The organism is Pseudomonadota bacterium (assembly GCA_039028155.1).
In the GTDB taxonomy this organism is placed as follows: domain Bacteria; phylum Pseudomonadota; class Alphaproteobacteria; order SP197; family SP197; genus JANQGO01.
Map to the genome: position 1 here is coordinate 15873 of JBCCIS010000012.1, position 21660 is coordinate 37532.

At 63.2% G+C, this 21660-nt stretch carries 19 protein-coding genes; 12 read left to right on the top strand and 7 right to left on the bottom strand.

Going from position 1 to position 21660, the window contains the following annotated elements:
- Window positions 1–13: 13 nt before the first annotated feature.
- Entirely contained in the window at window positions 14–859 is an 846-nt protein-coding gene (locus tag AAF563_08600) for a helix-turn-helix transcriptional regulator (protein MEM7121319.1), read from the bottom strand.
- A 54-nt stretch (window positions 860–913) separates the two neighbouring features.
- Here AAF563_08600 and AAF563_08605 point away from each other — a divergent pair, with 54 nt between their 5' ends.
- Window positions 914–2149, top strand: a complete 1236-nt coding sequence (locus tag AAF563_08605) for an MFS transporter (protein MEM7121320.1) — start codon at window positions 914–916, stop codon at window positions 2147–2149.
- A gap of 57 nt (window positions 2150–2206) precedes the next feature.
- Here the strand turns inward: AAF563_08605 and AAF563_08610 are convergent, their stop codons facing one another.
- Window positions 2207–3133, bottom strand: a complete 927-nt coding sequence (locus tag AAF563_08610) for a phytanoyl-CoA dioxygenase family protein (protein MEM7121321.1) — start codon at window positions 3131–3133, stop codon at window positions 2207–2209.
- Between the two features lie 91 nt (window positions 3134–3224).
- Here AAF563_08610 and AAF563_08615 point away from each other — a divergent pair, with 91 nt between their 5' ends.
- Complete coding sequence (locus AAF563_08615; GenBank protein MEM7121322.1) at window positions 3225–3965, top strand: SDR family oxidoreductase; 741 nt, start codon at window positions 3225–3227, stop codon at window positions 3963–3965.
- A 136-nt stretch (window positions 3966–4101) separates the two neighbouring features.
- Here the strand turns inward: AAF563_08615 and AAF563_08620 are convergent, their stop codons facing one another.
- On the bottom strand, window positions 4102–5343 hold the full coding sequence (locus tag AAF563_08620; protein ID MEM7121323.1) for a hydantoinase/carbamoylase family amidase: 1242 nt from the start codon (window positions 5341–5343) through the stop codon (window positions 4102–4104).
- A 71-nt stretch (window positions 5344–5414) separates the two neighbouring features.
- Here AAF563_08620 and AAF563_08625 point away from each other — a divergent pair, with 71 nt between their 5' ends.
- The gene (locus tag AAF563_08625; GenBank protein ID MEM7121324.1) at window positions 5415–6170 is read left to right on the top strand and encodes a class II aldolase/adducin family protein; all 756 of its coding nucleotides are present in this window, start codon (window positions 5415–5417) and stop codon (window positions 6168–6170) included.
- Window positions 6171–6174: 4 nt separating this feature from the next.
- On the opposite strand, the gene AAF563_08630 is transcribed toward AAF563_08625, so the two are convergent.
- Together AAF563_08630 and AAF563_08635 are read right to left on the bottom strand one after the other, a co-directional pair.
- On the bottom strand, window positions 6175–7173 hold the full coding sequence (locus tag AAF563_08630) for an Lrp/AsnC family transcriptional regulator (protein MEM7121325.1): 999 nt from the start codon (window positions 7171–7173) through the stop codon (window positions 6175–6177).
- Window positions 7166–8029 carry an alpha/beta hydrolase gene (locus AAF563_08635; GenBank protein MEM7121326.1) on the bottom strand — a complete coding sequence of 288 codons (864 nt, stop codon included), beginning with the start codon at window positions 8027–8029 and terminating at the stop codon, window positions 7166–7168. The genes AAF563_08630 and AAF563_08635 overlap by 8 nt, the downstream gene beginning before the upstream one ends.
- 160 nt (window positions 8030–8189) lie before the next feature.
- On the opposite strand from AAF563_08635, the gene AAF563_08640 reads away from it, so the two are divergent.
- The 5 genes from AAF563_08640 (at window position 8190) to AAF563_08660 (ending at window position 11892) form a co-directional block, all read left to right on the top strand.
- Window positions 8190–9254 (top strand): LLM class flavin-dependent oxidoreductase, encoded by a 1065-nt coding sequence (locus tag AAF563_08640; protein ID MEM7121327.1) that lies wholly within the window; start codon window positions 8190–8192, stop codon window positions 9252–9254.
- A gap of 132 nt (window positions 9255–9386) precedes the next feature.
- Complete coding sequence (locus AAF563_08645; protein ID MEM7121328.1) at window positions 9387–9695, top strand: EthD family reductase; 309 nt, start codon at window positions 9387–9389, stop codon at window positions 9693–9695.
- Window positions 9696–9786: 91 nt separating this feature from the next.
- Complete coding sequence (locus tag AAF563_08650) at window positions 9787–10206, top strand: ester cyclase (protein MEM7121329.1); 420 nt, start codon at window positions 9787–9789, stop codon at window positions 10204–10206.
- An 8-nt stretch (window positions 10207–10214) separates the two neighbouring features.
- Complete coding sequence (locus AAF563_08655; GenBank protein ID MEM7121330.1) at window positions 10215–10709, top strand: flavin reductase family protein; 495 nt, start codon at window positions 10215–10217, stop codon at window positions 10707–10709.
- A gap of 103 nt (window positions 10710–10812) precedes the next feature.
- Window positions 10813–11892, top strand: coding sequence for a TauD/TfdA family dioxygenase (locus AAF563_08660; GenBank protein ID MEM7121331.1), 1080 nt, complete (start codon window positions 10813–10815; stop codon window positions 11890–11892).
- A gap of 21 nt (window positions 11893–11913) precedes the next feature.
- Here AAF563_08660 and AAF563_08665 read toward each other — a convergent pair whose 3' ends face one another.
- Window positions 11914–14280 carry a xanthine dehydrogenase family protein molybdopterin-binding subunit gene (locus AAF563_08665; GenBank protein MEM7121332.1) on the bottom strand — a complete coding sequence of 789 codons (2367 nt, stop codon included), beginning with the start codon at window positions 14278–14280 and terminating at the stop codon, window positions 11914–11916.
- 109 nt (window positions 14281–14389) lie between these two features.
- Between AAF563_08665 and AAF563_08670 the strand changes: the two genes are divergently transcribed.
- Together AAF563_08670 and AAF563_08675 are read left to right on the top strand one after the other, a co-directional pair.
- On the top strand, window positions 14390–15832 hold the full coding sequence (locus tag AAF563_08670; GenBank protein ID MEM7121333.1) for a D-aminoacylase: 1443 nt from the start codon (window positions 14390–14392) through the stop codon (window positions 15830–15832).
- 40 nt (window positions 15833–15872) lie between these two features.
- On the top strand, window positions 15873–16340 hold the full coding sequence (locus AAF563_08675; GenBank protein ID MEM7121334.1) for a GNAT family N-acetyltransferase: 468 nt from the start codon (window positions 15873–15875) through the stop codon (window positions 16338–16340).
- Here the strand turns inward: AAF563_08675 and AAF563_08680 are convergent.
- Complete coding sequence (locus tag AAF563_08680) at window positions 16337–17794, bottom strand: peptide MFS transporter (protein MEM7121335.1); 1458 nt, start codon at window positions 17792–17794, stop codon at window positions 16337–16339. The genes AAF563_08675 and AAF563_08680 overlap by 4 nt on opposite strands.
- A 153-nt stretch (window positions 17795–17947) precedes the next feature.
- Between AAF563_08680 and AAF563_08685 the strand changes: the two genes are divergently transcribed.
- The gene (locus tag AAF563_08685; GenBank protein ID MEM7121336.1) at window positions 17948–19969 is read left to right on the top strand and encodes a CocE/NonD family hydrolase; all 2022 of its coding nucleotides are present in this window, start codon (window positions 17948–17950) and stop codon (window positions 19967–19969) included.
- Between the two features lie 83 nt (window positions 19970–20052).
- Window positions 20053–21645, top strand: coding sequence for an ABC transporter substrate-binding protein (locus AAF563_08690; protein ID MEM7121337.1), 1593 nt, complete (start codon window positions 20053–20055; stop codon window positions 21643–21645).
- Window positions 21646–21660 lie beyond the last annotated feature (15 nt).

The window sequence follows — 21660 nt, forward strand, 5'->3', positions numbered from 1 at the left end:
ATTTCCCTTTACTTCAGAGCGAAGGTTCGTCGACCGGGTTTGCCGCATGCTGCAGATAGCGGCCGGGTGTCGCCCCGAGCGTCCGGCGGAACATGGTAATGAAGGCGCTCGGACTGTCATAGCCGAGGTCATAGGCAACCGACGTTACCGGCCTGCCTTCCGCCAGCCGGCCGATCGCGGCGAGCAGGCGGCGGCGCTGTCGCCAAGTGCCGAAGGTCATGCCGGTCTCCTTGACGAAGAGTCGAGCGAGCGTTCGCTCGCTGGCGCCGGCGGTTCTTGCCCAGGCCTTCAGGTCGCGCCCGTCGCTGGGATCGGCGATCAGCGCATCGGTCACGGTGCGCAGCCGGGGATCGGCCGGCAGCGGCAGATGCAGCGGTTCGGGATCAAGCCGCGAGAGCTCGTCGGGGATCACCGCCATCAGGCGCGCCTGGGAGCCGTCCGGAGGATAGTCCAGGCCGATCTCAATCGCGCGCATGATCAGTTCGCGCAGCAGCGGCGACACACTGACGACGCAGCATGTCTCCGGCAGCCCACCGACGACCGTCGGGTCGAGGTAGAGCGAGCGCATTGCGATATCCTGCATGAACAGGACGTCGTGTTCGGTTCCGGCCGGCACCCAGACCGCCTGCTGCGGCGGCACCACCCAAGTGCCGTCGCGGGTGCTGACGGTCATGACGCCCTCGATGGCGAACAACAACTGGGCGCGACAATGGCTATGCCAGCCGGTCTCATCGGGGCCGCTGTCTCGGGCGTAACCCAGCACCGGGCGGCCGGGATCAAGTATTGCGCCTGGATCGGGATCGGTCAGGAAGCGGCTGCCCGCCCGTATGGGCCGATTAAGGTGACCGTTTTGCGTCATCGAATGTCAGTCTATAGCAGGACGGGCAAAGCCGAAACGTCTACATAGACCCCCATGCGATTTCTCAAACCCCTTCTGCGCGACTGGCACGGCGTCTTGGACCAGGGCTGGCGCAGCCCACAGATCTTGCTGCTGCTGTTCGCCGCCTCCCTACCGCTGGCCTTCGAGGCGTGGGCGGTGCTGCTCAACAACTTTTCGATCGAGCAGGCCGACTTCACCGGGCGCGAGATCGGCATTCTGCAGTCGCTGCGCGAGGTGCCTGGCTTCCTCGCCTTCACCGTCGTCTTCATGCTGCTGATCTGGAAGCAGCAGACCTTTGCGGTCCTGTCGCTGGCGGTGATGGGCCTGGGCGTCGCCCTGACAGGCTTCTTCCCGACTGTATGGGGGCTCTATTTCACGACAGTCATCATGTCGACGGGGTTCCACTATCTCGCGACCATGGAGCAGGCGCTTGCCATGCAGTGGACGGAGTCCAAGGAACTGCCGGTCGTGCTGGGCCGCATGGCGGCGGCGGCATCGTTCGCTTCGCTGGTCACCTTCGGGCTGGTCTACGTTGCGCTCAGCGTGTTCGACATGGCGTTTGTCTGGGTCTACTTCATCGCCGGCGTCGCCGTGATGGGCGTCGCCGTGTTTGCTTGGTTCGCCTTCCCGCACTTCAAGACCTCGTCCTACCAGAACATGTCGATCGTCCTGCGCAAGCGCTACTGGCTCTACTACGCGCTGGAGTTCATGTCGGGCGCGCGCCGCCAGATCTTCATGGTGTTCGCTGCCTTCATGATGGTCGAGAAGTTCCATTACGACGCCGAGATGATCACGCTGCTGTTCCTGGTGAACTGCCTCATCTCGATCTGGATCGCGCCGAAGGTCGGCAATCTGATCAAACGCTGGGGCGAGCGCCCGGCGCTGGTGCTGGAGTATGTCGGCCTGATCGGCGTCTTCACGGCTTACGCCTTTGTCGAGGTCGGCTGGATGGCGGCCGGCCTCTACATCATCGATCACCTGTTCTTTGCGCTCGCCATCGCGATCAAGAGCTACTTCCGCAAGATCGCCGATCCTGCCGAGATCGCGTCGACCGCCGGTGTCTCCTTCACCATCAACCACATTGCCGCGGTCGGCCTGCCGGCGGCGCTCGGCTTTGTCTGGCTCTACAACCCGTCTGTGGTGTTCCTGATCGGCGCCGGTCTGGCCGCCGGATCCCTGGCGCTCTCGCTCCTCATTCCGCGCGACCCCGACTGGGGCAACGAAACGACGGTCTGGCGCAGCCGGACCGTGCCCTCCGCGGCGGAGTAACATCTAGGTAACGTTCCGCTCGCGTGGGCCGGTGATGCCAACTAGACCGAGATCGCCTTAAGCGCTCAGGCGAACGCCCGGATCGCGCGGCGTCGGTTTGGCGTCCTCGCCCGATTGATAGGCATAGATCGACGTATAGCCGCCCGACCAGTCCGGCGGGATCGGGCACGGCTCGGGATCGTGGTGCGCCCAGGTCGCCGGCTCGCCGCGTACGAAGTCGCGGTAGTGTTGAGAGTAAGACGATTTGGGCGAGGTATAGGGAAACGCGTCCGCGGCCGCATAGGCGTTGATCAAAAGCGGCCGGCCGTTCGCCTGGGTCGTCGGTTTGGAACCGTGCACCGCGCGGCTGTGGTGGATGGTGATCGATCCCTTGGGTCCGGGCAGATAAGCGGCGCTATCCGTCGCCAGCGTCGCGATATCGCCGTCACGCAGCGCGCCGGTCCAGATGCCGCGCTCGTCGAAGTGTTCGAAGATCGGGCCCTTGTGGCTGCCGGGGATGACGCCCAGCGGCCCGTCCTCCATGGCGACATCGGCCAGATAGGTGCCGATCGCGAGCACGTTGTAGTTGGTGTGCGGATAAAACGGGATGTCCTGGTGCCACTTCACGGCATCGCGCCCGTCGGACCATTTGAAGTTCAGTTTGGAGTGGTTGAAGGTCACGTCCGGGCCCAGCAGGTCGGCGGCGATATCGGCGATGATGCCGTTGGCGAAATCCCAATAGATCCCGTCCATAGCGTCGGGCGCGGTCAACCGGCGCACCACCGGGTGATCGGCGTTGTGGCCGGGTCCGATATCGATGTGGTCGTCTGAGGCCGTCAAGGTGCGGCTTCTCTCGACCATGCGAGCCGTCACCGCGTTGATCCCATCGATCACGTCGGCGGGGATCACGTTTTCAACCAGCAGGTAGCCGTTCTCGAAGTAGGTTTCGCGCTGGTTTTGGGTCAGCACGCGGGGCGCGCAGGCCATAATGGCGTCGGGTGTCATGGCGGACCTCTTTTCAGCACGCGGTTCCTGCGTAGGATGCGCCCAACGCCAAGTCGGCGTCCAGAGTGAATGAATGGAGGGTTTGTGCGAGATGACGGGTTTTCTGGAGGGCAAAGCCGCCCTTGTGACGGGCGCTGCGTCGGGTATCGGTCAGGCAATCGCCGTGGCGTTCGCGGGCGAGGGCGCGGCAGTGGCGCTGGCGGATATAGGCGACACGGCTGAGACCGAACGCCGGATCGCCGATGTCGGTGGCAAGGCCCTGGCGGTGACAATGGACGTCAGCGACGAACAATCGGTCGTCGACGGCGTGGCGGGCGCGGTCGAGACCTTGGGCGGGTTCGACATTGCCGTCGCCAGCGCCGGCATCCCGTCGGACGTTCCGCTCTTGCAGACGTCGGCCGACGACTGGAACCGAGTCATTGCTGTGAACCTGACCGGCGTCTTCTTGACCGGGCGCGAAGCGATCCGCGCCATGTCGGCGCGCGGTACCGGACGTATCATCGTCATAGCGTCCGACCACGCCTTTTTCAGCTGGCCGGAACGGTCGGCCTATTGCGCGTCGAAGGCCGGTGCCCTGGGGCTGGTGCGCGTCTGGGCCGAGGAGTTCGCGCCCGATATCCTGGTCAATGCCATCTGTCCCGGACCGGTCGAAACGCCCTTGCTGATGGACGAGATGACGCCGGAACTGATGGCGCGCGAGACCGACATACCGCTACGCCGCCTGGGCCAGCCCGACGAGATCGCCGCTGCTGCCCTGGCGCTTGCTGGCAAGGCAGGCAGTTTCACCACCGGCCAGGCCTGGGGCGTCAACGGCGGATCGGCCATGCGGTGACGATTGTTCGCTGCGGCACCGGCCCATTCCCCCGCCGTCCGGGACAAAACGCCGAGAGGCATTTTCGCCGAGACCACCCCGAGGATGCTGCCATGGGTGGTCGGGCGGGGGAGTGGGCTGGTGATACCAGCTAGACTTAACCGTTCGCCATCTCCACAAGCGCGTCAGCCAAAACACGCGCGCCTGCGGCGAGATCCGCGGCGTCCGCCCTTTCGGCTTCGTTATGGCTGATGCCGCGCAGACACGGCACGAAGATCATGCCGGTCGGACACAGCGGCACCATCAGCTTGGCGTCATGATCGGCGCCGGACGACATGCGCATGGCGGGGATGTCGAGCTCGCCCGCGATGCGTTCGATGCTGGCGATGACCGTCTCGTCGAAATCGGCCGGCTCGCCGACATGCCGTTTGCTGACCGTGACATCGCACGGGCCTGCGTTGGCTTGGCAGATCTCGGGGATTCGCGCGACGGTCGCGGCGAAATAGGCGGCGTCTGGATGGCGGAAGTCGATGGTGAAGCGCACCTCGCCCGGAATCGTGTTGGGTGAGCCCGGATAGGCCTGGAAGCGGCCGACGGTAAACCGCACGGTGTCCTGAGGGTCCGCCGTTTCCTTGTAGAGCGCGTCGATCATGGCCACGGCCGAACGGAAGGCGTCGCGGCGCTGTTTCAGCGGCACGGTGCCGGCATGGCCATCCTCGCCGGTTACGACGACCTCGAACGAGCTGCCGCCCTGGATGCCGGTAACGGCGCCGACGGTCAGGCCTTCGGCCTCCAGGCGCGGACCCTGCTCGATATGGGTCTCGATATAGCCGGCGACGGGAATGCCGGGCGCGCGGTGAGCGGCATCGGGCGTCATGGCGATGGTGCGGGCGAGATCGTCGCGCAGCACCGAGCCGTCCGGCGCGGTGTTGTCGAGGAACTCATCGATACTGTGCTTGCCCGAGAACACCATGGATCCAGTACAGCCGGGCGCATAACGGCAGCCCTCCTCGTTGGTCCAGACGACAGCCTCGATCGGGTGTTTGTGGCTGATCCCCGCATCGTCCAGCGCCTCCAGAACTTCGAAGGCCGAGAGCACGCCAAAGATACCGTCGAAGTTGCCGCCGGCAGGTTGGGTGTCCAAATGACTGCCGGAAAGAACGGCTGGTGCGTCGGCGTCGGTGCCGTTGCGACGCACAAAGAGGTTCGCGGCGTCATCGACATAAAGATCAAAACCACGAGCCGTCGCCCAGCCGGCCAATGCGGCGCGCGCCTGGCCATCCTCTTCGGTCAGCGCCTGGCGATTGACGCCGCCGCGCCCGGTGGCGCCAAACTTTGCGATCGCCATGTGTCGGTCCCACAGGCGTTGCTGGTCGATGGCGCTGCTGGCGCGGCTCATAGGTGTTCTCCCGATTGACGAAGCAACTGGCTATACCATGTAATAGTGCAGAATTATTCATGGAGGATGTCATGGCGATCAAGGCCGTTGGCGGTACGTCAACCCGCTGGTCGGAAGCCGAGTGGCAGGCAAGGCTCGATCTTGCCGCCTGTTACCGTCTGGCCGATCGCTTCGGGTTCTCCGACATCATCTGGAACCACATCACGGCCAAGATCCCGGGCACGGACGATCACTTCCTGCTGAACCGCATGGGGTTGCGCTATGACGAAATCACCGCGTCGAACCTGATCAAGGTCGATCGCGAAGGCAACGTTCTGGACGGGCCGGATGATGTGAACGTGACCGGTTTTGTCATTCACAGCGCCATCCATCAGGCGCGCCCCGACATCCACGTCATCTTCCACACGCACGCAGAAGAAGCGCTCGCGGTCACCGCGCTGCACGAGGGCCTGCTGCCGCTGACCCAGGACGCGGCGATGCTATGGAAGAATGTCGCCTATCACGAATGGGAAGGCCTGTCGGTCGACATGGACGAGCGAGAGCGCCTTGCCAGAAGCCTGGGCGACAAGAAGGTCATGATCATGCGCAACCATGGTCTCATCACCTGCGGCGCAACGGCGGGCGAGGCGTTCATTCTGATGCATTACCTGAACCGCGCCTGCAAGGTGCAACTCCAGGCGCTCGCGACCGGCCGCAAGCTGCACATGCCCGATCCCAAGGTCTGGAAACAGGCGGCCGATCAGTACAGCCACTTCGAACCTGGCGTGCACGAATGGCCGGCGCTGGTCCGCCTGCTGGATAAAGAAGACCCGTCTTACCGGGATTAGCGTCTCAACCTCTGAACGGCGTCAGGCGTTTGTAGTGGAGCGCCTGATAGATCGAGACCTCGATCTCGCCGACACCGGGCAACTGCCTGATGTCGTCATCGAGCACGCGGCGCAGTTCATCCGGTGAGACGCAGGCGACCTCTGCGAAGATGTCGGCGCGACCGGTGCAGATCGTGACATAGGTGATGTGCGGGAGGTCGGAGAGCGCGCCCGCGACATCGATCACCTTGTGGCTGGACGCAACACGAACGGCAACCCAGGCCATGGTCGTATAGGCAAAGCTGATCGGGTTGACGATCGCGATGACATTCATGACGCCGGCCGCCGTCATCTCGTTAACCCGGTTGCGCACCTGTGTCTCCGAAATGCCGAGCGTGTCGGCGATCGACTGAAGTGGCGCGCGTCCGTCATCGCTTAAGGCGCGCACGATCTGCCGGTCGGTTTCGTTTAGTTGGCGCGGCCTGACGCCAGCCTCCTGCGGGCTCTTGCGCCGTGCCGCGTCGAACCGCGCCAGCTGATAGTGCAGAGAGAGATAGGGAAAACTCTCGATCGCGCGGATGCCGTCGATCGGTCCTATCTGCTTTTCAATAATGTCCTGGAGTGCTGCCATGTCGCGGCATATCACCTCGGCGAACAGCGTATAGCGTCCCGCCGCGACGACCACATAATCGACCGCCTCGATGTCGACCAGCGATAGTGCGATGTCGGATGCCGGCACCGCAGGGTCGGTGGTCAGGCCGATCAGAGCCGCGGCGTTATAGCCAAGCGCCACCGGGTTGGTAACAGCGGTGATCTGGATGACGCCACGGTCCAACAGGTCACGCACACGATGACGAACCGTGCGTTCGGTTATGCCGATCTCGCGCGCGATGTTGGCGTAGGCGCGCCGGCCGTCCTCCTGCAAAAGCAAGACGATCGCGCGGTCTGTGTCGGAGAGATCGGACACGTGAGCCAGGAACTGGCCGGCGCCGCCGCTGGGCAGATTGAGAGCAAGGTCAGCCATCGCGAATCAGCGCGATCGAGCGGCGGAAGAACTCGCTGTCGGCCTCCGCCAATCGGTTCAGTTCGTCGAAGTGATCGGCATCGGGCACGCTGTAACGATCGATGCGGCGGCCGTCGGTCCGATACTTCTCGCAGTAGTCGTCGGATTGGCGATGAAACTCCGGCGTCTCGGCGCCGCCGACCACGACAAGCTGCGGCGCGTCGGTGGCCGGCGCCATGAACATCGGGCTTTCCCTGATCGCTTCCTCGACATCCATCCGTGGGCCTTCGTTGATCGAGGTGTGGACCAGGGGCTCCAGTTCGAACAGGGCCGAGATGGGCACGCCCGCTTTCACCAGATCAGCGGGCAGTCCGCTATCGTGCGCCGGCCAATCGGTCGCCATCATCATGGCCGTCAGATGACCGCCGGCCGAGTGGCCCATGACGTAGAGCTGGTTGCCGTCATAGCCATGGTCGCCGGCTGAGGCGTGAAGCGAGATCACCGCGCGGCGGATCTGCGGCGCTATCTCGCCGAGTCGGACTGACGGGCAGAGATTGTAGTTCAGCACAGCGACCGTGACCCCGTTCTCGAGAAACGGCTCGGCGACGAAGCTGTACATCCCCTTGTCGCCGCGCTGCCAATAGCCGCCATGGATGTAGATCAGCAGGGCGCCGGTTGGTTCGCGGGCCGGAAACAGGTCGAACGTCTCGCGCTCGCCCGGGCCATAGGCGATATCGCATTGGGCGCCGGAAGCCTCGCGAAAGGCGGCACAGCGCTCCAGCCAACCGGCGACGACGTCGTCGAAATCGGGCCGGCGGGCCCGCAGATTGTATTGGGCTTCCAGCTCGTCGCCCGTCATGCCTCGGTACAGCGCCATGCTTCCCCCGCATCATTGTCGTCGCAACGGCACATTGTCGTTCACGACCGCCTTGGTTACAGTTTCTGCGAAATCGGTCATTGACTCCAGTAAATTATGCGAAATACGATCATCCAAGTGCTGCACGGCACGAAATTCGGTTGGCGTGAGGGAATAGGCGATGAAAGTCGGATTGTTGCAGGAAGGCGAGTTGATGCCCGGCGTTGATTGCGCCCAGCGTTATGAGGAAATGATCGAGGAGGTCGCCATCGCCGACCGCAACGGCTTTTCCTGTTGGGGCACGTCGGAGCAGCATTTCAGCCCGCCGCGGTTCGCCGTTTCGGCGCCCGAGGTGCTCTACGCCGCCGTCGCGCGCCATACCGAGCAGATCAAACTCAGGATCATGTGCGCAGTGCTTCTGCAGTGGAACCATCCGATCCTGGTCGCCGAGCGGCTGGCGACTCTGGACATCGTTTCGAAGGGCCGCGCCGAACTGGCGACCGCGCGTTCGAACAACCTGACGACGCTGGAAGCTTTCGGCGTCGATCCCAAGGAGACGCGGACCCAATGGGCCGATTCGATTGAGGTCATCGTCAAGGCGCTCTCCGACGACGTCCTGGAGCATGACGGACCGGTCTGGAAAATTCCGCCGCGCGAGATCGTGCCGCACTGCATTCAGAAACCGCATCCGCCGCTCTCGGTGGCCGCATCAAGCGTCGACAGCCACGTCAACGCCGGCGAGCGCGGCATCGGCGCGCTGTGTTTCGAGAGTTACTTCGGTTTCGATTATCTGCAGCAGTGTATCGAAGGCTACCGCCAAGGCCTCGCCAAGGGCACCAGCATGGGCCCCCGGCGCACCGAACACATGGGGCTTTATGTCGCGACAGCGTTTTGCGCTGAGACCCGCGAGGAAGCCGTCAGGATCGCGCGCGACGTGGCGCTGGGTTACTACGAATTCATCGTCAGCATCTACGCGCCGCTTGGCAAAGCGGGATCCTACGAATACCTCAACGAGTACATGCAGGCTGCCGTCGAAAACCTCGGCAACATCGACTTTCTGTTGACCGAAACCCCGTCGGTCATGATCGGTACACCCGAGGACTTTGTCGCGCGGCTTAAGGATCTGGAATCGCGCGGTATCGACGAGGTCCTGCTCAGGGTCGACGGCGTGCCTCATGAAGACATCAAGAAATCGTTCGAGCTGATGGGCGCGGAGGTCATCCCGCGGGTTAACGGACATGCTTGATAAGCTGGTGTGGGTCGCACCCCTCGTACGGAACCCACTGGCTCTTGTTGCTGTCGTTGACCAGAGGCGCCAGCCAGCGGCTTATCGTTGCCGCCAGAGATACCCTTCGCCCGATCATATGGAGCTGTTGTCATGAAACGCGTTCTTGTCTGTTACGGCCAACCCGACGACGCTGCCGCGTTCGACCGGCACTACAGTGACACGCACATGCCGCTGGTCGCCAAGATGCCGCACCTCGTCTCGTTCGAGGCCAGCAGCGGACCCGTCGTGTCAAGCGAACCCTCCGTCGACTATCATCTCATCGCGATTCTGTCCTACGCCAACCAGGAGGACCTGGACGCGTCGCTCGCTTCGCCAGAGGGCCAGGCGGCGGTGGACGATCTCGCCAACTTTGCGACCGGCGGCGTCACCATCCTGACCGTCGACATGGCGGCACCCTGATCGGTCTTCGATCCGGGGGTCGCTCAAGATGTCGTCGATAGCGCGCCTGCCAGATACCGGTGGGAAGGAGACCTTGATGCAAGAGCGGAGCATGAGCGAACGGCTAGGGCTGGCCTGGGACAGGGCGTGGAACAACGGGGATGTGGACGCGCTCGATGAGGTCTTCGCGCCGGAATACGTGCGGACGAGCCTGTTTGACAAGCGAACCCTTGATCGCACCGGCATGAAATCAGCGATCTCGACGGTACGCGAGTCGTTCCCCGATATGACGACGACCATCGAGCGTATCGTGGAAACAGACGACGAGCTTGCCGTTCTCTGGAGCAGCGTCGGCACGCATCTGGGCAGGTTCAGAGATGTTCCCCCTACGGGAAAACCCATTGAGACTTCCGGATCGTCGTTCTTTCGCAAGCGAGACGGGCTGATCGTCGAAGAGATCGAGACGTGGGACTCCAGAGACATACTCTCGACCCTTGGTATCCACTCGTTGCGTAGCACGCGCGACGCTTAGGACGCGGCATGACGACCTCTGAACTAACAATCGATCAGGTCAAGAGCTTTCACCACAAGTTCGTCACCGGCGTCACCGTTGTCACGACGTCGGACGGGTCGGAGCCTCGTGGACTGGTGGTCAATGCGTTCTCCAGTTTGTCGCTCGATCCGCCGATGATCATCGTTTGCGTTCAGAAGACCTCGTCAAGCTACGACTCCCTCTTCGCGCGCGACCATCTCGCCGTTAACGTCCTGGCAGCCGATCAGGTGGACGTCGCCAAACGCTTCGCGAGCAAGGCTCCGGATAAGTTCGCGGCCGTGCCATGGACGTCGGGACCATTCGGCTCTCCGTTGCTTGAAGGGGTGGCGGCCTGGCTGGAAGCAGAGCTCACCGAACGCATCCAGGCTTCGACGCACACCATGTTCATCGCGCGCCTTGTGGCCGTGGGGCACTTTGAGCGGCCGCCCTTACTCTACGCCGCCGGACAGTTTTTTGACGGCGGCAAGCTGCACCAGGTTTGAGGAGCAGTGGCGGTCCAGCTCGATTGGGCGCTGGAATGGGTTGAACGTGGGGTCACCGCAGGCGCAAGGTATGGTCCGTGGTGACGGCGTCAGGAGCTGCGTCATGCCGATATCCTTTTCAGCCATACCCGCGTGCGCTGAGACGCAGCCTTTCGCGCAATGCCATGGCGTCGATCTCTCACAGGGGCTAAGCGCACAGGACATCGAGACCATCAGAGATGGTCTGCTGAAGCACGGTGTCTTGGTGTTTCGCGATCAAGGCGGGATGACGCCGCGCGACGAAGTCGCCTTCAACCAGGCTTTCGGCTGGCACGATCCCAATGGCGCCTATCTCTTCGGCTTCGGCGCGCCGACGACTGAGCATCGTGTCAGCGGCGGCGCGCAGCTTCCCGAATGGCCGGAGGTCTCGGTGCTGGGCAACGTCAAACTCGACGACTATCACGGCATCCGCAACACGCAGCTAAAGCCCGTTCTGGGATTCACCAATGCCGCCTGGCATGCCGACGGTCTGCACGACATGTTCGATGGCTTGCCGGAGATGACCACGATGTACAATCCGGTGGGCTGGCAAACCCAAGGCGGCGGCGCGACCTACTTCACCTCCGGCGTGCGCGCGGTCGAACGTATGGACCCGGATCTCGTAGCCGAACTCTCTCGATGCTCTGTGGCCTATGCCCGCTGCCCCAACGACGACAAACCGGACGAGGCGCGGCGCGTCGTGCCAAGCGCATCCTGTATGGTGGAGGAAGGGACGCGCCGGGTCGGTTTTGCGGCCGACTCCGATGATATGGCAGCCGGCCTGCGCGATTTCGATCTTCTGCCCGAGCATGCAGACGATGGTGGACGGCATCGCTGCATTCGCGTTCACCCGGATACGGGTGAGGCGTCGCTCTACATCACGCCCGGCCGATCGGTACACCTGGTGGACATCGAATCCGGCGCCATGCGTCACGGCGTCGACGAGACCATCGATCTTCTCGCACGGGCATTGAGGCCGAGCGCCGGACCGGAGATCCGCTACGAGCATCAATGGCAGGAAGGCGACTTTGTCGCCTGGATCAATACGCTGGTGTTGCACAGTGCGTCCGATCCCTCAGAGATCGACGGTCCACGGTTGATGCACCGCGTCAGGCTCTCAACACCCAAGACCCGCTGGGTCGACGGTCAGTACCACAGTCTCTAGGTGCAGCTCACACCGTCCTGGTTAGCCCGTCGCTTGCTTGATTGCCCGCCACACCTTGTCCGGTGTCGCCGGCATGTCGATCGCATAGATGCCGAGCGGGGCCAACGCATCGATCACAGCGTTCATGACGGCAGCCGGCGCGGCGATCGTGCCGACCTCGCCGGCGCCTTTGGCGCCGAGCGCGTTGGTCGCGGTCATGGTCGGCTGTAGGTCGCTGGTAAGGTCCGGCAAACGGTCGGCGCGGGGCAGGCCGTAGTCCATGGGCGATCCGGTCAGCAACTGGCCGGTATCGGGATCGTAGATGACCTCTTCCCACAAGGCTTGACCGATGCCCTGGACAGCGCCGCCCTGCACCTGGCCTTCGACCACCATTGGGTTGATCGCCTGACCGACATCGTCGACGGCGATGTAACGCTCGAGCCGCACCAGGCCGGTCGCCGCATCGATCTCGACTTCGGCGACATGGACGCCCATAGGCCAGGTGAAATCCTTGGGGTCGTAGAAACACGCTTCTTCGAGGCCCGGCTCCAGCGTGTCGTGGGGAAAGTCAGTGGGCACATAGGCCTGTGTGGCGACGTCATTAAACGCGACCTCGCGGTCGGTGCCGGCAATGCGGAACGCGCCGTCGCATAGCTCGATGTCGGCGGCCGAGGCTTCCAGCATGTGCGCGGCGATCTGCTTGGCCTTGTCCAGAACCCGGTCCGTCGCGTTCAGCACCGCCGGCCCGGCGATGACGGCGGAGCGGGAAAAGAAGGAACCGAGCCCTTGCTGAACGCGATCGGTATCACCGAACACAACCTCGACCTGATTGAGATCCAGGCCCAGCCGTTCGGCGACGATCTGCGCAAACACCGTTTCGTGGCTTTGGCCGTGGCTATGGGTACCCAGAAACAGCGTCGCCGATCCGGTCGGGTGCAGGCGCAGCCGCGCGCTCTCCCAACTGCCGGTATCGATGCCCGCGCGTTCGTCGCGTGCCGACGAGCAGTTGCCGCACGATGCCGCATAGGCACTGAGACCGAAGCCGCGATAGCGGTTTGCGGCGCGTGACGCCGCGCGCCGCGCCTCGAGCTCGTCGTGATTGGCGAGTTTGAGGGCGTGGTTGAGCAGCGCCGGCGGGTCGCCGCTATCAAAATTTGAGCCGACCGCCGTCACATAGGGCAGGTCGGCGGGGGCCACCATGTTCTGGCGCCGCAGGTCGGCGGGGTCGCGGGCGAGTTCGCGCGCTGCCTGATCGACCAGGCGTTCGGTGACATAGACCGCTTCCGACCGCCCGGCGCCTCGATAGGCGTCAATCGGTACCGTGTGGGTGAAGGTCGTGTGGATCTCGGCGTGGACTGCCTCGAAGCGATAGGGACCGGGCAGCACATAGGTCGAATAGACCGTCGGCACGGCGGACGCATGCTGCGACAGGTAAGCGCCCATATTCGCCGCCGTCTCGACACGCATGGCCAGAAACCGACCGGTCTCGTCGAGTGCCAGTTCGGCGTGGGTCAGATGGTCGCGGCCGTGATGATCGGCCAGAAAGGCCTCGCTCCGATCGCTGGTCCAGCGCACGGTTCTGCCCAGGCGTCGGGCCGCCCAAAGGACGGTGACCTCGTCGGGATAGATGTAGCACTTCATGCCGAAGCCGCCGCCGACATCGGGCGCGATGACGCGCAGATCGGTCTCCGGAATGCCGAAGACATCAGTGGCCAGCATACGGCGGAGCTCATGGGGCAGTTGCGTCGCGCAAGTCAAAAGCAGACGGCCGTCCGCCTCGACGGAACCGATGGCGATGCGTGGCTCGACCGGGGTCGGTGCAAGCCGTGTGTTCACCAGGTCGAGTTTCGTGATGTGAGCGGCCCGGGCGAACAGGTCGTCGGTGGCGGCTTTGTCGCCGTTCGTCCAACGCAGGCCGATGTTGTCGGGCGCATCCGGCCAGACCGCATGTGCGCCGGGCGCGCGGGCGGCCGCCAGGTTCGCGATCGCCGGGCGTTCGTCGAACTCGACGTCGACCCGCTCAGCCGCGTCCTTGGCCTGATCGATGGTCTCGGCGATGACGACCGCGTAGGGTTCGCCGACAAAACGCACGACATCGTCGGCCAGCGCCACATGGGGCGGCACGAACATGGCCGAGCCGTCGGCGTCATGCAGCGTCCAGTTGATCGGGATCGCACGCAAGCCGTCGGCCGCCATATCAGCGCCGGTCAGAACGGCCACCACGCCCGGTGCGGCAAGCGCGTCGTCGATCGCATTGATCTGGACGCCGGCATGGGCGTAAGGCGAGCGCAGAAAAGCCGCGTGCAGTTGACCGGCTACCGGGCGGTCGCCGGTATAGCGCCCGCGCCCGGTGATGAAACGCCGGTCCTCCTTGCGCCGGACCGCCGCACCGATGCCCTGATTGATCACGCTCTAAGCTCCATGCCGGCGAAGACTAGCTTGTCTCGCCCTACCTGCGCCAGCGCTGGACCGTCCGGTGTGTGGCCCATAAAGTCGGCGCAGCGAAAGGAGAGATCTCATGGCGGAGCACGGCGTTGTCATCAAAGGCGGCTGGGTCATCGATGGCACGGGCCGCAATCGCTACCGAGCCGACGTGGCGATCGACGACGACCGCATCGCGGCAATCGGTGACCTCGCCGACGCGGCGGCCGAAACCGTGATCGATGCGACGGACCGTATCGTCGCGCCCGGTTTCATCGACGTCCACACCCATGATGACCGCATGCTGCGCGATGCCAGCGACATGACACCCAAGATCAGCCAGGGCGTGACGACCGTGGTGGCCGGCAATTGCGGTATCAGCCTGGCGCCGTTCGTCGCGACCGAGCGGCCGATGGAGCCGCTCGATCTGGTCGGCGATTTCAGCGCGTTTCGCTATCCGACCTTCGCCGCGTTTGTCGACGATCTAACGCGCCAGCAACCATCGACCAACGCCGCGCTTCTGGTCGGCCACGGCACACTGCGCGTGGCGAACATGGACGACACACAACGCCCGGCGACCGACGACGAGGTAGAGGTGATGCGCTCCAAGGTCGGCGAGGCCATGGACTCCGGCGCGGTCGGTCTGTCCACCGGGCTTGAGTATCCGCCGGCCCGCATGAGTGAGACACCGGAGATCATTCGCCTCGCCGAAGTGGCCGGCGAGAAGGGCGGCGTTTACGCGACCCATATGCGCAGCTATGCGGCGGATGCGCGGAGCTCCATGGACGAGGCGATGCAGATCGGCCGCGAGGCCAAGCTCCCGGTGATCGTCTCCCATTTCCACTGCCACACCGACGACAATCCCGGCATCTGTTCCGAAGCGCTTTCCTGGTACGAGACCGCGCGCGAACACCAGGACGTCGTGGTCGATGCTTACCCTTATGAGGCCAGCAGCACGTCAATCCTGCCGGAGTTCGTGATGAAACGAACGAAGGCGCTGGTGACCTGGTCAAAGCCGCATCCTGAAATGAACGGCAAGTATCTGCACGAGATCGCGGACGAGTGGGACACCGACGTGATCGATGCGGCGAAGCGTCTGGCACCTGGCGGCGCGATCTATTTCGGGCGTGACGAGGAAAACGTCAAACGGCTGATGACCCATCAGGGCGTCATCATCGGCTCGGACGGTATTCCAATGAACCCCCATCCCCATCCGCGACTGTGGGGCACGTTCCCCCGCGTGCTCGGGCATTACGCCCGTGACCTCGACCTGATGACCATGGAAGACGCGATCCATCGCATGAGCGGGCTCTCCGCGGAACGGTTCGGCCTGACCGATCGCGGGTCTGTCGCCGTTGGTGCCTACGCAGACCTTGTCGCCTTTAATCCTGCGACGATCGCCGATACCGCGACGTTCATGGAACCCGAACAGCCGGCGGCAGGCATTGACCACGTGTTCGTCAACGGTGTCTCGGTCTGGCAGGCCGGCCGCCACACCGGCGCGGGACCAGGCCGGATCGTCGGCCAACGTCAAGTCTAGTCCGGTGTCGGGCGAGGCGATCACACTGAACGATGGACGTGTGGTTCGCCTGCGCGCGGGTGTGCCCGATGACGGCACGGCGCTCCTCGCGCTGCACCACGCCTCAATCCTGTCCTTGGGTCAGGGTTTCTATTCGGCTGAGGAACTGGAGGACTGGGCATCCGGTCTGACGCCGGGAGGTTACGGCAGAGCGATGAAGGAAGAGGATTTTCTGGTTGCCGAAGCGGTCACTGACCAAGCGCTGGCCGGCTTCACCTCATTCAAGGACGATGAGGTTGTCGGGTTCTATGTGCATCCTGATTGGGCGCGCTGTGGCCTTGGCAGTCTGCTTCTGGAGCGCGCTGAAGCCGCCATTGCGGCCGGCGGCCACACGACCATTCGCATCGAAGCCAGTCTGAGTGGACTGCCGTTCTATGAAGCGCGCGGTTACCGCAACGTTCGTCGCAGGCCTTACAGAACACGCGGCGGGCTGCAGGTCGACATCGTTGAATTGACGAAGGCGCTCTAGAACGCTTTCACGTTCTTGCCGATCAGTCGTTTCAACCATGGCACCATCACCAGCAGCAACAAACCGCTGGCCACACCGATCCAGCCATAGGTGCTGAATCCGCTCGCGTAGATATCGTTGGTTGCGGCCGACTTTGTGTCTTTCGGTACGGCCGCGAAGTCCGCCAAGACGCCACTCATATACAATCCGCCCGCCGTCGCGAGATACCAGATGCCCATGGCGAGGCCGGTCAGGTTTCGAGGCGCGAGATCCGACACCATGGCAAGACCGACCGGCGACAACACCATCTCGCCGGCCGTAAACAGGAAGAAGAAAAGGATCAGCCACTCCCATGGCACCCGGTCCGTCGACGTTGCGATCCCGAGCACCAGGACAAAAAAGGCGGCGCCGAGAAAGATCAGACCCATGACGAATTTCAGTGGGATCGACGGATTGCTGCCGCGCTTGCCAAGCCAGATCCACAATGCCGCCAGCGGCATTCCCATCGACAGGATGAAGAGTGGGTTGAAAGCCTGAAAGGCCGTCGGCGGAATAGTCAGGTCGAACATAGTTCGGTCGACGCTGCGTTCGACAAACAGCATGAACGATGAGTCGACCTCCATGTAGACGGCCCAAAACACGATCGAAAAGGCTGAAAGGATCGCAAGGGCGATGATCCGACGCCTGACACTTCGGCCTTCGCGCCAGCCTGCGTAGATGAAGTAGGCGAAGGCAAGGACACCGACAACGGCAAGCACCTCGCCGGCGACGACATCGTGGATCATGAAAAACGCGGCGATGGCGGCCACCGCGACAGATCCGATCGCGATCAGGCCAAACACGGGAATGCCGAAATGCCGTTCCTTGAGGACCTCCGGATGCGGCGCATGGCCGACATCGTTAAGCCATCGCTGACCGATAACGAAAGTCAGGAAGGCGATCAGCTTGCCGATGCCGGCCAGACCAAAAGCCCAGTTGTAGCCGACCTGTGTGGCTATCCAGCCGGAAATCAGGAAGGCTGTGAACGAGCCGACATTGATGCCCAAGTAAAAGATCGTGAAGCCGCTTTCCAGACGTGGGTCGTCATCGTCGTAGAGATGACCCAGTAGAGCGCTGGTGTTCGGTTTGAAGAACCCGTTGCCGACAATAAGTACAGCGAGTGAAACGGGAATGAGACTTGCCTCGCCGATGGCGAGCGAGAGGTATCCAGCGCCCATAATCAAAGCGCCCAACATGATGGCGCTTCGGAAACCCATCAGCCGGTCGGCAAGATAGCCGCCGATCAATGGCGTGACGTAGAGAATCGATGCGAACGCACCGAACAGAAGCGCTGCCTGGGCGTCCGAGACCTTGAGGTCCTGGGTCATGTAAAGGACAAAAAGACCGGCAAGCGTGTAGAAACCGAAACGCTCCCACATTTCGGTCAGGAACAAGACGTAAAGCCCTTTGGGGTGCTTCCGCTTTGCGTCGCTCATGCTGGGCGCCCCCCGCGCTGCGCGTGGGCAGTATGAAGTCATGTGCCCCGCGTGCACAGAATCAGTTTTCGCTGTCCCTGACGCGCCAACTATCCGGTTGCAGTATGACGTGGAACCATGTCGTGATGCGTTATCGCAAGGGGAGGGTCTGCCATGGCCAAGGTTGTCACGCGGTTTCCGCGCCGGGTGCGCGAGATCGAAAACGTCTGGATCCCGATGCCCGACGGCACCAAGCTAGCCGCGCGGATCTGGCTGCCTGAAGACGCCGAGACCGATCCGGTGCCGGCGGTGCTGGAATTCATCCCCTATCGCAAGCGCGATTTCACCGCGATGGGTGACGCGCTGCACCATCCCTACATGGCCGGACACGGCTATGCGGCCGTGCGCTGCGACCTGCGCGGCAACGGCGACAGCGAAGGCCTGTTCGACGACGAGTACTCGGCCCAGGAACTCGACGACGGCTATCATGTCATCCAGTGGCTGGCGGAACAGTCCTGGTGCACGGGCGCCGTCGGCATGATGGGGATCAGTTGGGGCGGCTTTAACTGCCTGCAGGTCGCCGCGCTGCAACCGCCCGCGCTGAAGGCGATCTATTCGGTCTGTTCGACCGACGACCGCTACGCCGACGACGTGCATTACCAGGGCGGCTGCCTGATCAGCGAGAACGTCAACTGGGGCGCCACCATGTCAAGCTTCGCGATGCGTCCACCCGATCCGCTGATCGTCGGGGATCGCTGGCGCGACATGTGGCGCGACCGCCTGGAGGCCGCACCCAATCTGGTTTTGAACTGGATGCGCCACCAGCGACGCGACGCCTTCTGGAAGCACGGGTCCGTTTGCGAGGACTACGGCGCCATCAAAGCGGCGGTCTATGCGGTCGGCGGCTGGGCCGACGGCTACACCAACGCGATCTTCCGCCTGATGGCGGGCCTCAAGGCACCGGCCAAGGCGCTGGTCGGGCCGTGGTCCCATGCCTATCCGTGGAAGGCGAAACCGGAGCCGTCGATCGGTGGGCTGCAGGACCTCGTGCGCTGGTGGGACCATTGGCTGAAGGGTCAGGACACCGGCATGATGGATGAGCCTAAGCTGCGCATCTGGATGCAGGAGAGCGTGCCGCCCCGGACGTTCTATAACGAGAGGCCCGGCCGCTGGATCGCCGAGGATGCATGGCCCAGCGCCAGCGTCACGCCGCGCCGTTATCACCTCAATCCCGGCGCGCTCGATACCAAGGCGAAACGCGAACAGGCGATGGCCCATCGTTCGGAACTGATCGCCGGCGCGATTCATGCGGACTGGTGTCCCTATGGGTACGAGGCCGAGATGCCGTCCGACCAGCGCGAGGAGGACGGCCGGTCGTTGTCGTTCGACACGCCACCGCTTGGCAGCCGGACGGAAATCCTCGGTGCGCCGATGGTCGAGTTGGAACTTGCATCCGACCGGCCTCAGGCATTCGTCTATGTGCGCCTCAATGACGTCGCGCCGGACGGCGCTTCGACGCGCGTGACCTACGGCCTCTTGAACCTGACCCACCGCGACAGTGATGAGACACCGACACCGCTGGAGCCCGGCAAGCGCTACCGCGTCAACGTGCAGCTCAATGACATCGCCCATGTCTTCCCGCGCGGCCACCGCATTCGGCTGACGGTGCAGACGAACTGCTGGCCGCACGTACTGCCGTCGCCGGATCAGGTCACGTTGACCGTCTTCAGCGGTGCCAGCACGCTCGATCTGCCGGTGCGTCCCAAGCAGCCGGGCGACAAGAAGTTGAAGCCGTTTGCCAAGCCGGAGACGGCCGCGCCCATGGCGGTCACGACCCATCGGCCCTATCACCGCGCACGGCGCATGGCCCGCGACTTCGTATCGGGCGAGACGACCGTCGAGATGGTCAAGGATCGAGGTGAGCACACGTTGCGCGATATCGGCGTGACCTATTCCGGAGGCGGGCATGAACGCTATACGATCCGCGAGGACGACCCGCTATCCGCCCGCGCGGAGGTCAGCTATGCGATCTCGATCAAACGCGACGACGACTACGATACCCGGGTCGAGACCGTCTTCGCGCTGTCCGTAACCGAAACGGATTTTGTACTGACCAGCCGGGCAGAGGCCTTTGATCGCGGCGTCAGGACGTGGACGCGCAGCTGGGATGAACGGGTCTCAAGGGATGGTACCTGACTGCGCGTCATCGCTTTCTTGACGGGACAGGGCCAGCCTGTGAGGATTTCAGACAACTAGAACACCGTGTCGGGGAGGCACCTATGACGAGAACACACCTTTCACGCCGTCATCTCATGCAGGCAACCGCCGGATCGGTCGCGGCAGCCGGTTTTGTCGAGGGGTTGCTCGATCCAACAAGCGCCTGGGCCCAGTCGAACAGGCCGCTTAGAATCCGCACCAATCGCGCTATCGTCTCGACCGATCCCGGCTACATGGTCGGCGGCTTCGAGATGGTGTTGCAGTTCGCCTGCCTCGCCCGCTTGGCAAGCTATACCGAGGGCAACGAATGGGGTTGGAAACCCAGCGAGTTCGTGACCTCGCTGGAGCAGGTCGACGCCCAGACCATCACGTTCGAGCTGAAGTCCGGAATCATGTGGTACGACAGCACGACCGGCGACGAGATCGGCGAACTGGATGCCGAGGATGTGAAGTTCTCGCTGGAGCGCATGGGCGAGTCCGAGTGGAAGGACAAGGCCGTCGCGCTTGATCATGTTGAGGTGACGGGCACCCATTCCGGCACCATTCACCTGAACCAGCCGTTCGCGCCGATCTGGTACACCTGGATCTGCGACGGCACCGGCACGATCGTCTCGAAGAAGGCCGTCGAGGCGGCCGGCGGCACCTATGACGGCATCTTTAACTTCTACTGCGGACCCTATCGTGTCTCCGAATGGGTGCAAAAGCAGAGCTATTCGTTGGAGCCCAACCCGCACTGGACGGGAACGCCGCCCGGCATTGATGACGTCAGGTTCATCATCATTGACGATGAGAAGACGGCGGAGATCGCGTTCGAGGCCGGTGAGATCGACATCACCCATATCGCCATCGATGCCATCCCACGCTTGCAGGAGGACCCGCCGGAAGACGCCATCGTCAAGGTCTATGACGGCACCCAATGGTATTGGATGGGGCTGAACGTCGATCACCCGAATCTGCAGGATATCCGTGTGCGACAGGCCATCCAACACGCGGTCGACGTCGATACCATCATCCAGGGCGCCTGGGCCGGTGTGCCGACCAGGGCCTACGGCATCGTGCCGCCGGGTCTGATCGGCTTTCGCGAGAGCGGCAAGTTTGCCACACCCGATCCCGACAAGGCGCGTGAGCTGATCGCCGAGGCCGGCGCTGAAGGTACCAAGATCACCTTGAAGACAATCAATCTGGCCGACCGCATGGCCGCCGCGCAGATCATCCAGGCGAACCTCGCCGATATCGGCCTTGAAGTCGAAATCGTGCCGATGGATGCCGGACCGTTCTGGAATCTCGGCCTCGAAACGGAGGGCGAGGACTGGAAGGATCTGGAAATGTGGATCATGCAATACGGCGATTCACCGGACCCCAGCCAAATGGCCCAGTGGTACATCTCCGATCAGGTTGGCGTGTGGAACTGGGAACGCTGGTCCGATCCCGAGTTCGACGAGCTATTCGCGGCCGGTCTAGGCGAGACCGACGAGGGCAAGCGCCATGACATGTATGTCCGGATGCAGGAGATCATGGAGGATACCGGCGCTTATGTCTGGCTGATGTTCCCGCCGCTCGGCGTCATGTATCGCGCCGATCTCGAACCGTCGATCAGGCCAAACGGCTATCTTTGGTACATCCAGGACTTCAAGTGGAAGGACGAATCCGCGTAAGCCAAATCGAAAAGC